This is a genomic window from Streptosporangium sp. NBC_01810 (genome assembly GCF_035917355.1).
Lineage (GTDB): Bacteria > Actinomycetota > Actinomycetes > Streptosporangiales > Streptosporangiaceae > Streptosporangium.
On record NZ_CP109070.1, the window covers coordinates 6,726,399 to 6,740,132 of the forward strand.

General features: G+C 68.3%; 14 protein-coding genes and 1 tRNA gene. 8 read left to right on the forward strand and 7 right to left on the reverse strand.

Annotated features, from left to right (window positions below; all coding sequences use genetic code 11):
• Positions 1–47: 47 nt before the first annotated feature.
• The 3 genes from OIE13_RS30285 to OIE13_RS30295 all read right to left on the reverse strand — a co-directional run bounded on the left by OIE13_RS30285 (position 48) and on the right by OIE13_RS30295 (position 1,582).
• Positions 48–317, reverse strand: a complete 270-nt coding sequence (locus OIE13_RS30285) for a hypothetical protein (protein WP_326829043.1) — start codon at positions 315–317, stop codon at positions 48–50.
• A 136-nt stretch (positions 318–453) separates the two neighbouring features.
• On the reverse strand, positions 454–1,137 hold the full coding sequence (locus OIE13_RS30290) for a hypothetical protein (RefSeq protein WP_326829044.1): 684 nt from the start codon (positions 1,135–1,137) through the stop codon (positions 454–456).
• 362 nt (positions 1,138–1,499) lie between these two features.
• A tRNA-Leu gene (locus OIE13_RS30295) sits at positions 1,500–1,582 on the reverse strand.
• A gap of 166 nt (positions 1,583–1,748) precedes the next feature.
• Here OIE13_RS30295 and OIE13_RS30300 point away from each other — a divergent pair.
• The 7 genes from OIE13_RS30300 to pknB all read left to right on the forward strand — a co-directional run bounded on the left by OIE13_RS30300 (position 1,749) and on the right by pknB (position 10,608).
• On the forward strand, positions 1,749–2,489 hold the full coding sequence (locus OIE13_RS30300; protein WP_326646286.1) for a DUF3662 and FHA domain-containing protein: 741 nt from the start codon (positions 1,749–1,751) through the stop codon (positions 2,487–2,489).
• A gap of 17 nt (positions 2,490–2,506) precedes the next feature.
• The gene (locus OIE13_RS30305; RefSeq protein WP_326646285.1) at positions 2,507–2,974 is read left to right on the forward strand and encodes an FHA domain-containing protein FhaB/FipA; all 468 of its coding nucleotides are present in this window, start codon (positions 2,507–2,509) and stop codon (positions 2,972–2,974) included.
• Complete coding sequence (locus OIE13_RS30310) at positions 2,971–4,296, forward strand: PP2C family protein-serine/threonine phosphatase (RefSeq protein WP_326646284.1); 1,326 nt, start codon at positions 2,971–2,973, stop codon at positions 4,294–4,296. The genes OIE13_RS30305 and OIE13_RS30310 overlap by 4 nt, the downstream gene beginning before the upstream one ends.
• A gap of 4 nt (positions 4,297–4,300) precedes the next feature.
• The gene (locus OIE13_RS30315; RefSeq protein ID WP_326646283.1) at positions 4,301–5,680 is read left to right on the forward strand and encodes an FtsW/RodA/SpoVE family cell cycle protein; all 1,380 of its coding nucleotides are present in this window, start codon (positions 4,301–4,303) and stop codon (positions 5,678–5,680) included.
• Positions 5,677–7,134 carry a peptidoglycan D,D-transpeptidase FtsI family protein gene (locus OIE13_RS30320; protein WP_326646282.1) on the forward strand — a complete coding sequence of 486 codons (1,458 nt, stop codon included), beginning with the start codon at positions 5,677–5,679 and terminating at the stop codon, positions 7,132–7,134. The genes OIE13_RS30315 and OIE13_RS30320 overlap by 4 nt, the downstream gene beginning before the upstream one ends.
• A complete protein-coding gene (locus OIE13_RS30325; protein WP_326829045.1) occupies positions 7,131–8,672 on the forward strand; it encodes a serine/threonine-protein kinase in 1,542 nt (513 codons plus the stop codon). The genes OIE13_RS30320 and OIE13_RS30325 overlap by 4 nt, the downstream gene beginning before the upstream one ends.
• A gap of 82 nt (positions 8,673–8,754) precedes the next feature.
• Positions 8,755–10,608 (forward strand): Stk1 family PASTA domain-containing Ser/Thr kinase, encoded by a 1,854-nt coding sequence (gene pknB, locus OIE13_RS30330; protein ID WP_326646280.1) that lies wholly within the window; start codon positions 8,755–8,757, stop codon positions 10,606–10,608.
• Positions 10,609–10,851: 243 nt separating this feature from the next.
• Here the strand turns inward: pknB and OIE13_RS30335 are convergent, their stop codons facing one another.
• The 3 genes from OIE13_RS30335 to OIE13_RS30345 form a co-directional block, all read right to left on the reverse strand.
• Positions 10,852–11,424, reverse strand: a complete 573-nt coding sequence (locus tag OIE13_RS30335; RefSeq protein WP_326646279.1) for an anthranilate synthase component II — start codon at positions 11,422–11,424, stop codon at positions 10,852–10,854.
• The gene (locus tag OIE13_RS30340; RefSeq protein WP_326646278.1) at positions 11,421–11,579 is read right to left on the reverse strand and encodes a hypothetical protein; all 159 of its coding nucleotides are present in this window, start codon (positions 11,577–11,579) and stop codon (positions 11,421–11,423) included. The genes OIE13_RS30335 and OIE13_RS30340 overlap by 4 nt, the downstream gene beginning before the upstream one ends.
• A gap of 99 nt (positions 11,580–11,678) precedes the next feature.
• The gene (locus tag OIE13_RS30345) at positions 11,679–12,323 is read right to left on the reverse strand and encodes a class E sortase (protein WP_326646277.1); all 645 of its coding nucleotides are present in this window, start codon (positions 12,321–12,323) and stop codon (positions 11,679–11,681) included.
• 211 nt (positions 12,324–12,534) lie between these two features.
• Between OIE13_RS30345 and OIE13_RS30350 the strand changes: the two genes are divergently transcribed.
• Positions 12,535–12,780: a cell division protein CrgA gene (locus OIE13_RS30350; RefSeq protein ID WP_326646276.1), complete on the forward strand. Its 246-nt coding sequence runs from the start codon at positions 12,535–12,537 to the stop codon at positions 12,778–12,780.
• Positions 12,781–12,829: 49 nt separating this feature from the next.
• Here OIE13_RS30350 and OIE13_RS30355 read toward each other — a convergent pair whose 3' ends face one another.
• Positions 12,830–13,705, reverse strand: a complete 876-nt coding sequence (locus OIE13_RS30355; protein WP_326646275.1) for a rhomboid family intramembrane serine protease — start codon at positions 13,703–13,705, stop codon at positions 12,830–12,832.
• Positions 13,706–13,734 lie beyond the last annotated feature (29 nt).

Genomic DNA, 13,734 nt, shown 5'->3' on the forward strand with positions numbered 1-13,734 from the left:
TGACCTGCAGTGACAGGCACGTTCCGGGTAACGTCGACCTTTGATCATCAGTACTCAAGCAGGACCCAGCCAGTCGGTGGAAAAACCGTCAGATCGCCGACGCCATCGGCGAAGACCCACGGCTCCTGCGAATGACACTCAGCTACCTGGTTGACGACGGGCGTCTTCTCAAGAATACAAACGCCTGCTATCGATACAGCGGCGAAAATCAGAAAGCCGAGCAGCACTGAGCAGACAACCGCCATGTGAACACGATTTCCCCGCATGTGCGAGGAGAAAGAAGGGCCGCCGTCGAGAAGCAGCTCGACGGCGACCACAACGACAATCCCAGATACCCATCTGACACGGCCCCGGCATCTTGGAGCTTTGACCGGGTTTGATTCCTTGTGTGTGGCTGGTAACGGCGTTCACTTCAGGGGACGGCCAGGCCACCTATCTGTTTCGACCCGGCCATCACGCCCGCGGCAAGAACACCGTCACCGGCTTCCTGTCTCGCACCCACGACGCGCCCGGCACCCCCGCGCTGAAGATGGGACGGCTGCGGTCCGGCCGGCTGGTGGAATTGATGGAGAGCGGCGTTCCACTGACCACCATCGTGGCCGCCGCCGGTGTCGACTCCCTGCACGCCCTGTCACGGGTGCTGCCCTTCGTCCGCGGCGTCAGCGTCGACCAGGCGGTGTTGCCCAGACCGCCGCGATCACCGACCTTTACCGGCGCCAGATCGCCGCCAGGACCGCTTATGAGCTCGCGCCGAAAGGCAGACCCGACAGCGAAGGTCACGAGCGCCTCACCTGCCCTGCGGCGGCCGGGAAGGTCCGGTGTCCGATCAAGCGCACCGGCATCGGCACCAACCCGCGTCTGCCGCTTGTCCATCCAGCACCCAGCCCGGTCGGCCCACCGAAGATCTGCCGCCAGCACAGCATCACCATCGCCCCCGAGCACGGCGCCAAGCACACCCAGGCACTGGCCTATGGAACCACCGACCAGCAACGGGTCTACCACCGGCTGCGTAACAGCACCGAAGGCTTCAACGGCTATGCCAAGGACGACGCCCACGAGGCCATCGAGCGCTCCCAGGGGCGCCGCATCCGCGGCATCGCCGCCCAGAGTCTGCTGCCGGCCTTCCAGCTCGCCCACGCCAATTTTAGAAAAATTTTTAGCCGACTTGACTCGCTGCCCCGTGCCAACGGCCGGCCCCGCAGGCGCATCCGACGCAGAGCCACCAAGCCTCTGGCCGATTGGAAGCCCTGAACGATCACCATTGCAGGTGAGAGCCGTACAGCACCGCTAGACCGGTGCCAGTAGGCCTGGCGGCCGTCTCAGCCGTGGGCGTAATGCACGCAAGCCAGACGAAAGTGATCTGCAAGCCGGTCGGGATAGACATCTCCGCGTGTCCAAACGCCGCGCGGAACCCCGTACAAGCAAAAAAGCCCCGGCTCTTGCGGAGCGGGGCTCTCTTTCGTCACTGTGGAGCCACCAATTTCGTCGGTGACCCCTTGTGGGCGAGGAGGGATTTGAACCCTCACGTCCTTTCGGACACACGGACCTGAACCGTGCGCGTCTGCCGTTCCGCCACCCGCCCTTGTTGGGTGCGGTCGAAACATTAGCACGTATCAGCCGGTACCCACGAACCCGGATACGATCCTCCTAGATGCGAAAGCGGAGCAGCTGGGTGCGAGAGAGCGAGGACCGAGCCAACGAGCCCCCAAGCGGCCGCGACCACATAGACGGAGGAGGGGAGGTACCCGGTGGGAGTCCTTCAGCGTTTCGAGCGGAGGCTCGAAGGCTTGGTTGAAGGGGCCTTTGCGCGGGCGTTCAAATCTGACCTTCAGCCGGTAGAGGTCGCCAGTGCGGTCCAACGGGAGATGGACGAGCGGGCGGCGATCGTCGCCCAAGGGCGCACTCTCGTGCCCAACGACTTCGTGGTCGAGCTGTCCACGACCGACAGCGAGCGGCTGGAGGTCTACGCGGACAGCATCGGCCACGAGCTGGCCAACCTTGCCAGGGAGTACGCCAAGGAACAGGGCTACTCCTTCGTGGGGCCGGTCAGGGTCCGCTTCGAGACGGCCGACGACCTCGCGGTCGGCCTGTTCCGCATCCGCTCGGGCGTGATCCGCGGCGCGACGGTCGAGCAGGACGAGATCCGCCAGCCGGTGAGCGACGTGCCCACCGCGAAACCACACGCGTTCGGAGGTCGCCCCCGCCTGCTGGTGTCCACCCAGGACGACCCGCAGGGCCAGCGGTCCTTCGACCTGACAACACCGGTGACCCTGCTCGGCAGGGGCACCGACTGCGATCTACGGCTGGTCGACCCGGGTGTGTCCCGGCACCACGCCGAGCTGCGGGTGGAAGGCCCCCAGGTCGCGCTCGTCGACCTCGGCTCCACGAACGGCACCTTCGTCAACGGCCAGCCGGTTCGCCGGGTCGAGCTCCAGAACGGCACTCGCGTGACGCTGGGGCGAACGACTCTGGTTTTCCGGCGCGATTAAAGGTAAATAGACGGTCCATGTCCGAGCTCACGCTGCTGCTGATCCGGCTCGCTTTCCTCGCGGTGCTGTGGTTCTTCGTGATTGCCGCGGTCGGCGTGATCCGGACGGACTTGTTCGGATCACGCACGGCCGCCACCGTCCCCGCGCGCAAGGTTCCCAAACCGGCGAAGCCCGCGGCCAAATCCAAGAAGGGGGAACCACGGCAGATGGTCGTCACCGGTGGCCCCCTGCAAGGCACCACCATTACCCTCTCGGAGACGCCCATCACCATCGGCCGGGCGAACGACGCGACGCTGGTAGTCAGCGACGACTACGCCTCCAGCCGGCACGCCCGGCTCTTCCCCCAGGACGGTCAGTGGATCGTGGAAGATCTCGGCTCGACCAACGGCACTTATCTCGACCGCTCAAAAGTCACCCGTCCGACTCCGGTGCCGCTCGGTGTTCCGATCCGCATCGGCAAGACCGTCATCGAATTGCGCAAATGACCATCGCACTCCGTTACGCCGCCCGCTCTGACGTCGGCCTCCTCCGCGAAGGCAACGAGGACTCCGCCTACGCCAGCGGCCGCCTGCTCGCCGTCGCGGACGGCATGGGCGGCCACGCACACGGCGAGGTGGCCAGTTCGGTCGCCATCGCCGCGCTGTCCTCACTCGACGCGGACGCCCAGGGAGGTGACCTGCTCAGCGCCATCGAGGCAGCGGTACGCGACGCCAACCGCAAGCTCCACGAGATGGTGGGCCGCGACCCCGGCCTCAAGGGCATGGGCACCACCCTCACCGCCATGCTCTGGTCCGGGACGAGGGTCGCCCTGGTCCACGTCGGCGACTCCCGGGCCTACCTGCTGCGTGCGGGAGAGCTCTACCAGATCACGCACGACCACACGCTGGTGCAGTCACTGGTGGACGACGGCCGGATCACCGCCGAGGAGGCCGCCACCCATCCCCAGCGGTCCATCCTGCTGCGGGCGCTCGACGGCAGCGGCGAGGTCGATCCCGACCTGTCCCTGCGCGAAGCCCAGGTCGGCGATCGCTACCTGCTCTGCTCCGACGGCCTGTCCGGGGTGGTGAGCGCGGAGACCCTGCACCACACGCTCTCCACGATCGAGGATCCCGACGGGGTGGTCCGCACCCTCATCGACCTGGCCAACCGGGGCGGCGGTCCCGACAACATCACCTGCGTCCTCGCCGACGTGCTGGAGGTGGCCGAGACCTTCGTGCCACGTACCGAGGCCGCCGTGGTCGGCGCCGCCGGCTCCGGCATGCCGAGGTCACAGCCACCGGACACCCCGGCGGGGCGCGCCAGCGCGGTCACCATGCCGCAGCCGGTCATCCCCGACGACGATCCCGACGAGCCGATCATCAGGTCCGTGGCCCGACCGGCCAAACGTCGCCGGCTGTGGCCTCTTGTCGCCGTGGCGGGCGGCGTCGTCGTCATCGGAGGCGGCCTAGGCTGGTACTTCGGGGGACAGTGGCTGGATGATCAGTACTTCGTCGGGGCCAAGGGTAACGAGATCGTGGTTTTCCAGGGTGTGAAGACCAACCTCGGCCCCTTCGAGCTTTTCGACGTCGCCCGGAGCACCACGGAATCGATTTCGACCCTTGGCGCGTTCCAGCAGGGCCAGGTCCGCGACGGCATCCCCGTCCCCACCGTCGAGGCGGGCCTGGAGAAGATCGAAGAGCTGAAGTCGTCCGCGGCCAAGGCCGACGAGAAGGCCGACGAGAAGGCCGAGCCGACCACATCGCCGAGCGCCTCCGCGTCCTCCACGCCCCCCGTCCCCAGGGCCCCCGAACCCACAAGGACACAGTGAACACATGAGCACCCCTAGCGCCGAGCCTGTCCCGCTTCCCGCCAAACGGCGGGTGGCCCAGCTGGCGATGCTCGCGTTCGCGGTCGCCATCGTGATGCTGGCGTACGCCAATGTGGGGTTGGCCCTCGACAAGCAGGTCCCCGCGGGAATGCTCACCTACGGCCTCGGCCTGGGCGGCCTCATGCTGGCCGCCTACCTGGTGCTGGCCAAGTTCGCGCCCTGGGCCGACCCGCTGATCCTGCCGCTGGTGACATTGATCAACGGCCTCGGGCTGGTGATCATCTACCGGCTTGAGGCGTCCGGCATGGACGGAGCCTCGGCCACCAACCAGCTGCTGTGGACCGCCGTCGGGGTTGTCATGTTCTCCGTGACGCTGATCGTGCTGCGCGACCACCGCGCGCTACAGCGTCTGACCTACACCGCGGGTGCCGTCGGCCTGGCCCTGCTGGTCTCGCCGCTGCTGCCGTTCATCGGCCAGGAGATCAACGGCGCCCGCATCTGGATCGGCATCGCCGGCTTCACACTCCAGCCGGCCGAGTTCACCAAGCTCGCCCTGGTCGTCTTCTTCGCCGGTTACCTGGTCGCCAAGCGCGACGTGCTGGCCCTGGCCGGGCGTCGGCTGCTCTTCATCGATCTGCCCCGGGCCCGCGACCTCGGTCCGGTCCTCATCACCTGGGGCCTCAGCCTGGGCGTGCTGATCCTGCAGAAGGACCTCGGCTCCTCGCTGCTGATCTTCGGCACCTTCATCGCGATGCTCTACATCGCCACCCAGCGCACCTCGTGGGTGCTCATCGGCATCCTGCTCTTCGTCGGCGGGGCGGTGCTGGCGGGGCTGATCTTCGATCACGTCGCGGCCCGCTTCGAGGTCTTTCTCAACCCGGAGGACCCGGAGCTGTACGAGCGCACGTTCGGCGGCAGCTACCAGCTCATGCAGGGCCTGTTCGGCATGGGCCAGGGCGGTGTGCTCGGCACCGGGCTCGGCCAGGGGCATCCCGACCTGATCCCGCTGGCCTTCTCCGACTTCATCTTCACCGCCGCCGGCGAGGAGCTCGGCCTGACCGGGCTGATGGCCCTGCTGATGGTCTACGCCCTGCTGGTGGAGCGCGGCCTGCGCACCTCGATCGCGGCCCGCGAGCCGTTCTCCAAGCTGCTGGCGGGCGGCCTGTCGTTCATCCTGGCGTGGCAGGTCTTCATCATCGTCGGCGGCGTGACCAACCTGATCCCGCTGACCGGCCTGGTCACCCCGTTCATGTCCCAGGGCGGATCGGCGCTGCTGGCTAACTGGATCCTTATCGCGCTGCTGGTACGCATGTCGGATACGGCGAGGAAGCCTCCGCCCCAGGCCATCCAGGACGAAGGAATGACGCAGGTGTTCCAGCGATGAACGGTCCCCTCAAGCGCGCCGCCTTTGCCTGCATGCTCATGTTCGGCCTGCTCATGATCAATGTGAACTACCTGCAGGCCGTACGGGCGGAGGATCTGCGCGACGACTCGCGCAACACCCGCAACTTCTACGCGCGCTACGAGGTCGAGCGCGGCCGCATCACCGCGGGCGACAAGGTCCTCGCCGAGTCGGTCGACACCGGCGACCCCGAGTTCCGCTTTCAGCGGCGCTATCCCGAGGGCAAGATCTACGCGCCCATCACCGGGTTCTTCGCGCCCGAGAGCGAGCGCGACATCGAGCGGGCCGAGAACAGCCTCCTCGACGGGACGAGTGCCGACCTGCTGATCCGGCGCAGCATCGACCTGTTCACCGCCAAGCAGACCAAGGGCGCCAACGTCGACCTGACGATCAACCCCAGGGCGCAGGAGGCCGCGTACAGGGCGCTGGGCGCCAGCGGCAAGAAGGGCGCGCTGGTCGCGATCGAGCCGAAGACCGGGGCGATCCTCGCGATGGTCTCGATCCCCACCTACGACCCCAACCCGCTCTCCAAGCCCAGCAAGCCCGACGTCAACAAGGCCTACAACAAGCTGGACGAGGACGAGGACAAGCCACTGGTCAACCGGGCCATCGAGCGCACCTACCCGCCGGGGTCGACCTTCAAGGTGGTCACCATGGCGGCGTACCTGGAGAGCGACGACAGCATCGGCCCGGAGACCCAGGTCGACGCCCCGCAGGTGCTCGACCTGCCCAACACCACCGCCGACCTGCCCAACTACGGTGGCGCGGCCTGCGGTGCCGGGCGCGTGACGCTCTCGTTCGCGCTGGAGAAGTCCTGCAACACCCCGTTCGGCAAGATCGCCATGGAGCTCGGCTACGACGCGCTGCGCGACCAGGCCGCCAAGTTCGGCATCGGTGGCGAGCCGTTGTCGATCCCGCTGCCGGTCGCGGGGAGCGGGATCGGCCCCGAGGAGGACCAGGCGGCCCTCGCCCAGGCGTCGATCGGCCAGCGCAGCAACCAGATGACCACGCTGCAGATGGCCATGATCGCCGCCGGTATCGCCAACAACGGCGTGGTCATGAAGCCGTACCTGGTGAACAAGATCGCGGATGCCGAGGGCGGCGAGATCGAGGCCGCCGACCCCGACGAGCTGGACACCGCGATGAGCGAGGACAGCGCGCGCAAGCTCCAGGAGATGATGGTCAACGTCGTCAACAAGGGCACGGCGAGCGCGGCGCAGATTCCGGGCGTGACGGTCGGCGGCAAGACCGGCACCGCCGAGACCGCCAGGGGCCAGGACCCGCACGCGTGGTTCATCTCCTTCGCCCCCGCCGAGGACCCCAAGGTCGCCGTCGCACTGATCGTCGAATCCGGCAGCGCCGGCAGCGACGCCTCCGGTGGTCAGACCGCCGCCCCGATCGCCAAGAGCGTGATGGAAGCGGTGCTGGGTAGATGACCGCGTTGCTCGGGGGCCGATACCGCCCGCTGGGGCGTATCGCGTCGGGCGGCATGGGCGAGGTATGGCGGGCCAGGGACGAGTTGCTCGGCCGCGAGGTCGCGGTGAAGCTGCTCCGCGCGCACGTGGCGGAGGATCCCGCCTTCCGGCTGCGCTTCCGCTCCGAGGCCCGCATCGCGGCCGGGCTGTCCGATCCGGGCATCGCACAGGTCTTCGACTACGCCGAGACCGACGGCGTCGCCTACCTGGTGATGGAGCTGGTGCCCGGCGAGTCCCTGGCCGGCATCCTGGCCCGGGACGGCTCGCTGAGCCCGAAGGTCGCCCTCGACGTGGTCCATCAGACCGCCAGGGCCCTGCAGGCCGCGCACCGTGCGGGAGTCATCCACCGGGACATCAAGCCCGGCAACCTGCTGGTGACCGAGGCGGGCGTGATAAAGATCACAGACTTCGGCATCGCCAGGGTGCTGGAGGCCGCGCCGGTCACCCAGACGGGAGTCCTGCTCGGCACCGCCCAGTACGTCAGCCCCGAGCAGGCGTCCGGCGACCCGCTGACACCCGCCACCGACATCTACTCGCTCGGGGTGGTCGCCTACGAGTGCCTGGCCGGCCGGGCGCCGTTCCTCGCCGAGACGCAGGTGGCGATCGCTCTGATGCACATCGGCGAGCCCCCGCCGCCGCTCCCGGCGAGCATCCCGCCCGCGGTCCGTGACCTGGTCATGGCGTGCCTGTCCAAGGACCCGCTGCGGCGCCCGGCCGGTGCCAGGGAGCTGTCGGAGCGGGCGGACGTGCTGCTCGACGCGCTGGCCGCCACCGACGTCACCGGTCTTGGCATGCTCACCGACCCCTCGGGCTGGCGCGCGGAGCCCGCGACCGAGTGGCCGCAGGAGATCACCTCGGCCATGGCCGCCCCCATCGCCCCCGGGCCGGTCCCCGGTTCGGGCTCGTACGCGGACGCGGGTTCCGGCTCGTACGCGGACGCGGGTTCCGGCTCGTACGCGGACGCGGGTTCCGGCTCGTACGCCGGTGCGGGAAGAGGTCCTGGTGAGGGCGCCGGCGGGGGTGCCGGAGCAGGCGGGACGCCCCCGGGTGCCGTACCGGCACCTCATCGGCGCCGTCGCCTGCGCAGGACGACGGCGATCGTCGCCGCGGTCGCGGGATGCGCCGCCGCGGTCGGGTTGGGCTCGCTGGTGGCCCGTGAGCTGGCGAGCCAGCCCGGCGGCAGCGCGCCGGAGAAGCCGGTCGTACGGTCGAGCCCGGCCACCAAGCCGCCGACGGCCAGACCGAGCGGGAGCACGCCTGCGGCGAGCAGACCACCTGCCCCGCCGACGAGGACGGTCCGCCCCTCGGCCACGCCGTCGGCTACGGTAAGCACATCGGCCACGCCCACCGCAAGGCCGAGTACGCCGCCACCGCCCAGCCCCAGCCCGAGCCCGACGATTCCCACCCCTACGCCCACCACCACGACGGTGACACCGAGCCCCACACCGAGTACGACTCCCGAACCCGGCGATACAGACCAGCCGAATGAGGAGACGTGATGCGGCAACGGGTCGATGATGGACACCGGTGGCCCAAGAGCTCACCGGCACCCAAGATGAACGGTAAGGGACAGTGCAGGAAATGACTCAGCCCCGACGCCTCGGCGATCGCTACGAGCTTGACGGCGTCGTCGGGCGTGGCGGCATGGCCGAGGTCTATCGCGCCCGAGACATCCGGCTGGATCGGATCGTCGCCATCAAGACCCTCCGCGCGGACCTGGCCAGGGATCACATCTTCCAGGCGCGTTTCCGCCGGGAGGCTCAGTCCGCCGCATCGCTGAACCACCCGTCCATCGTCGCGGTCTACGACACCGGCGAGGACGTCTCAGAGGGTGCGCCTGTTCCCTACATCGTGATGGAGTACGTCGACGGCCGCACGCTGCGCGACCTGCTCCGGGCCGACCGGCGGCTGCTGCCCGAGCGTGCCGCCGAGCTGGTCGACGGGATCCTGCGGGCACTGGACTACAGCCACCGTGGCGGCATCGTCCACCGGGACATCAAGCCGGCGAACATCATGATCACCCGTAACGGCGACGTCAAGGTCATGGACTTCGGCATCGCCCGCGCGATGGCCGATTCGGCCGCGACCATGACACAGACCGCCCAGGTGATCGGCACCGCCCAGTACCTCTCGCCGGAGCAGGCCAGGGGCGAGCGGGTCGACGCCCGCAGCGACCTCTACTCCACCGGTTGCGTGCTGTACGAGCTGCTGACCGGACAGCCCCCGTTCACCGGCGACTCGCCTGTCGCGATCGCCTACCAGCATGTGCGCGAGGAGCCGATCCCTCCGTCGCAGATCGACCCCGACATCCCCCCGTGGGCCGACGCCATCGTGCTCAAGGCGATGGCCAAGGACCCGGCGCACCGCTACCAGAGCGCCGGGGAGATGCGGGCCGACATCCAGCGGGCGATGTCCGGCATCCCGACGGACGCCCAGACCATGGCCATTTCCAACAACTACGGCTCGGCCACCCGGACGATGCAGGCTCCCGGGCCCGGAGGCCCGGCCACCCAGCGCACCACCGCCGTCCCGGCGTACGAGTACGGCGAGGAGGGGGGCGGGCGCACCGGCGAGCGCGGTCGGCGCCGGCAGCAGAGCAGCAACACCGCGGTCAAGACCGCGGCGTGGATCCTCATCCCCCTGCTGGTCATCGGCGCCTTCATCGGCGTGGGCTACATGTTCCTCAGCTCCCCCGGCACCCCCGTCGCCTCGGGCAAGGTGAAGATCCCTCCGCTGGCCTCGCAGACCGTGGAGGCGGCGACCAAGGCGCTGACGGACCTCGGCCTGAAGGTGAAGACGCTCCAGGCGTTCGACGAGGAGATACCGAAGGGTTCGGTGATCGACACCGAACCGGCGGCCGACACCGAGGTGGACAAGGACTCCGAGGTGACGCTCAAGGTCTCCAAGGGCATTGAGAAGGTCGAGGTGCCCTCCGTGCTCAACATGACCGCGGAGGACGCCAAGAGGGCCCTTGAGGACGCCGGCTTCGAGGTCAGCCTGCAGAGCAAGCCCTCCAGCCGGAAGCAGGGCGTCGTCTTCGAGACCCTGCCCGAGGCGGGTAAGAAGGCCAACAAGGGCAGCACCGTACGAATCTACGTCCCCAAGGAGGCGGTGGAGGTTCCGGGCGTGGTCAACCTCACGGTCGGGGACGCCAAGAACATGCTCAAGGAGGCGGGCTTCAAGTGGAAGGTCGTCGAGCAGCCGAGTGACCTTCCCCAGGACACCGTGCTGAGCCAGTCTCCCGAGGCGGGTGGCAAGTACCAGCCGGGGACGACGATCACGCTGATCGTGTCGAGCGGGCAGCCGCCCGAGCCGACCGAGCAGCCGACCTATCCGTCCGAGGAGCCGACCATTCCCGAGGAGCCGACGGAGGACATGCCCACGGAGCCCGACGACGGCACCATCTTCGATGAGTCGCCGCCCGACGGGACCTGACCCGGAGCACATGAGGAAGGCCCCCGCGCGATCACGCGGGGGCCTTCCTCATTCCCGTGATCTTCCGGCATCACTCGTGCGAGAGGTCTGGAAATCACCCGTGCGGGAGGTCCGGAGTTCGCCTGTGCGAGAGGTCTGGAAATCCCCCGTGGAGAAGCCTGGAAACGGGGAAGAGCCCTTCCGCCACTCGGGGGCGATGGCGGAAGGACTCTCACTGGTCAATCGCCCAGGAAGGGCGCCGCGTTACAACAATCTTTCAAGCCAGTTCCCAAGTAGCCGATGACCGTGCTGGGAGATCACCGATTCGGGGTGAAACTGCACCCCCTCGACGGGGGCCGTACGGTGGCGCAGGCCCATGATCACGCCGTCACCGGTGGTCGCGGTCACCTCAAGGATCTCGGGAACCGTCCCGGGCAGGACCGCCAGCGAGTGGTAGCGCGTCATGGTCGCCGGCGACGGCAGGCCGGTGAAGACCCCGCGCCCGTCGTGCGTGATCGCGCTGGTGCGACCGTGCACCAGTTCGGGGGCCCGCGACACGGTCGCGCCGTGGGCGACGGCGATGGCCTGATGCCCCAGGCAGACACCGAGCAGTGGGATGCCGTGGGCCTCGCAGTAGCCGACGAGCGGGACGCTCACCCCCGCGTTCTCCGGGGTGCCGGGGCCGGGACTGATCAGAACCCCGTCGAAGCCGGAGGCGTCCTCGACCCTGACCCGGTCGCGCGGGCGCACGTCGCAGGTGGCGCCGAGCTCACGGAGATACTGGACGATGGTGTGGACGAAGCTGTCGTGGTTGTCGACGACGAGGACACGGCTCATAGGCCCACGCCGGTCAGGTCGAGGGAGATGCGGGGTTCGATCCAAGGGAACACGACATACCAGAGTACGGCCGCGACCAGGCCGACCAGTACGGCGGCGGTGAACACCCTGACCGCGAGGTTTCCAGGAAGCAGCCGCCAGATCCAGCCGTACACGAGACTCCTTCTCCGGGTTGTCGGGGTTGGTTGTCGGGTTCTCCGGGTTGTCGGGGTTGGTTGTCGGGTTCTCCGGGTTGTCGGGGTTGGTTGTCGGGGCTATTCGGGGCGTTCGAGGCGGTTCTGGCTCCTGTCCAGCTCGCCGAAGACGACGAGCCGCTGGGCTGCCGAGTACTCCGGGTGGCAGGTGGACAGGGTGATCGTCGCCTTGGTCGGCGCCTTTCCCGGTCGGTCGGGGACCGGGGCGATGACGTCGACCTCGGTGGGGTCGACGACGCGCCTGCCGGTGACGCGGTAGGTGTAGCGGGCCTCGCGGGCGTCGACCACGATGCGATCGCCCCACCGGAGCTCGTCGATTCGGCCGAAAGGAGCGGCATAGGTGGTCCGATGCCCTGAAAGAACAAAATTACCGATTTTTCCTGGCATGGCGGTGCCGGGGTAGTGCCCCGGCCCCATCATCAGCCGGTCCTGGTCGACGCCCTCCACGACGGCGTACCGGTAGTCGTCGCCGAGCCTGGGAATCGACAGCAGCGCCACCGCCCCGCCCAGCCGGACCGGGCCTGGCCCATGCCCGGGACCATGCCCGGGACCGGCCTTAACACCCTCGATGAGCTGCCTTTGCAGCAGCACCTGCTGCTCAGCGGTGTAGGAGCCGGTGCCCCACAGCAGGTAGGCGCAGAAGAGCAGGACGACCAGACCCGTGGTGACACTCAGATCGCCCATGGCCCTCAACACGGCTCTCACGGAGTCAGGCTAACGAGCGGGACACCCGCCCGGCGGGAGCGGATCACGGGCCCGGCAGAACATTTGCCGCAGGATGGTGCCTCACGGAATCGCCATGGCCCACCTGCGCGGACTATCCTTACACGGGACTTCACTCACCAGCGACTACGCTAATCGACATGGCCTGCGCACGGTCCGGATCGCGCAGGGTTGACGCAGGAGAAGAACCCCAGTGCCCAAGCCCAAGACTCGCAAGAAGCCGGTATACACCCCGCCGCAGACATCACAGCAGATCAAGATCAGCCCGCGTTGGCTGGCGCCGGTCATGGTGACCTGCTGGATCGTCGGCATCCTGTGGATCGCCGTCTACTATGTGGCGCCCACCGCACCCGTTCTCGGCACCCTCCAGAACTGGAACCTGCTGGTCGGGTTCGCCTTCATCATCCTCGGGGTGATCCTGTCCACCCGCTGGCGTTAGCCTTTTCCACAGGCATTATCCACACCCTGGGGAAGCATCAGGGTGTGGATCAACCGTAGATGCCGAGTTGGGCCTGGAGGGCGAACGGCGGCAACGCCAGCACCAGCACGACCAGAACGACCAGCATCGCCGCGCAACCTCCCCACTGGACGGCATCGCGGCTCCTGGCCGGGGCGAAGGCGAACACCGCCGCGACCAGGGAGCCGGCGATCAGGCCGCCGAGGTGCCCCTGCCAGCTGATGCCGGGGACCACGAAGGTGATCACGGCGTTGATGCCGATCAGCCAGAGCACACCCTGGACGTTGTAGCCGAGCTTCCTGCCGAGTACGAACAGCGCGCCGAACATGCCGTAGATCGCACCCGAGGCGCCGACCGCGGCGATGCCGAACAGGTAGATCGCGACGGACCCGCCGAGCGCCGCAAGGAGATAGAGCGCCAGGAACCTGGCCGAGCCGAGGCGCCGCTCCAGCTCCGGGCCGATGGCGTAAAGGGCCCACATGTTGAACACGATGTGGGTCAGGGCCCAGCCGCCACCGCCGAGCGGCATGTGCAGGAAGGCCCCGGTGATCAGGCGCCACCACTCGCCGTTGTAGGCGACGGCGTAGGAGTTCATCGCGAAGTTGTCCAGCACCCAGTCGGTGCGCACGGTCTCGGCGAAGTAGGCCAGGACGTTGAGAACCAGCAGCGCCCAGGTGACCCGGGGCGTGACGACCGCCCGGCCGCCGAACACGGACTGTGCCTGCCGCATGCCCCTGTTGCCCTCCGCCACGCACTCGGGGCACTGGAAGCCCACCGAGGCCTCGCGCATGCAGTCGGGGCAGATGGGGCGCTCACAGCGCTGGCAGCGGACGTAGGTCTCACGCCCTGGATGCCGGTAGCAGTTGGGGACAACGGTGTTGGGGTCGCTGGACGGCTGGGTGGTCATGGTCTGTGGCTGGCCCCTTCGCGCGTTCT

Excerpts from the sequence above, each read along its gene's own strand:
- pknB (WP_326646280.1), top strand. The coding sequence starts at position 8,755 with ATGACTCAGCCCCGACGCCTCGGCGATCGCTACGAGCTTGACGGCGTC.
- OIE13_RS30310 (WP_326646284.1), top strand. The coding sequence starts at position 2,971 with ATGACCATCGCACTCCGTTACGCCGCCCGCTCTGACGTCGGCCTCCTC.
- OIE13_RS30320 (WP_326646282.1), top strand. The coding sequence starts at position 5,677 with ATGAACGGTCCCCTCAAGCGCGCCGCCTTTGCCTGCATGCTCATGTTC.
- OIE13_RS30335 (WP_326646279.1), bottom strand. The coding sequence starts at position 11,424 with ATGAGCCGTGTCCTCGTCGTCGACAACCACGACAGCTTCGTCCACACC.
- OIE13_RS30355 (WP_326646275.1), bottom strand. The coding sequence starts at position 13,705 with ATGACCACCCAGCCGTCCAGCGACCCCAACACCGTTGTCCCCAACTGC.
- OIE13_RS30315 (WP_326646283.1), top strand. The coding sequence starts at position 4,301 with ATGAGCACCCCTAGCGCCGAGCCTGTCCCGCTTCCCGCCAAACGGCGG.
- OIE13_RS30305 (WP_326646285.1), top strand. The coding sequence starts at position 2,507 with ATGTCCGAGCTCACGCTGCTGCTGATCCGGCTCGCTTTCCTCGCGGTG.
- OIE13_RS30325 (WP_326829045.1), top strand. The coding sequence starts at position 7,131 with ATGACCGCGTTGCTCGGGGGCCGATACCGCCCGCTGGGGCGTATCGCG.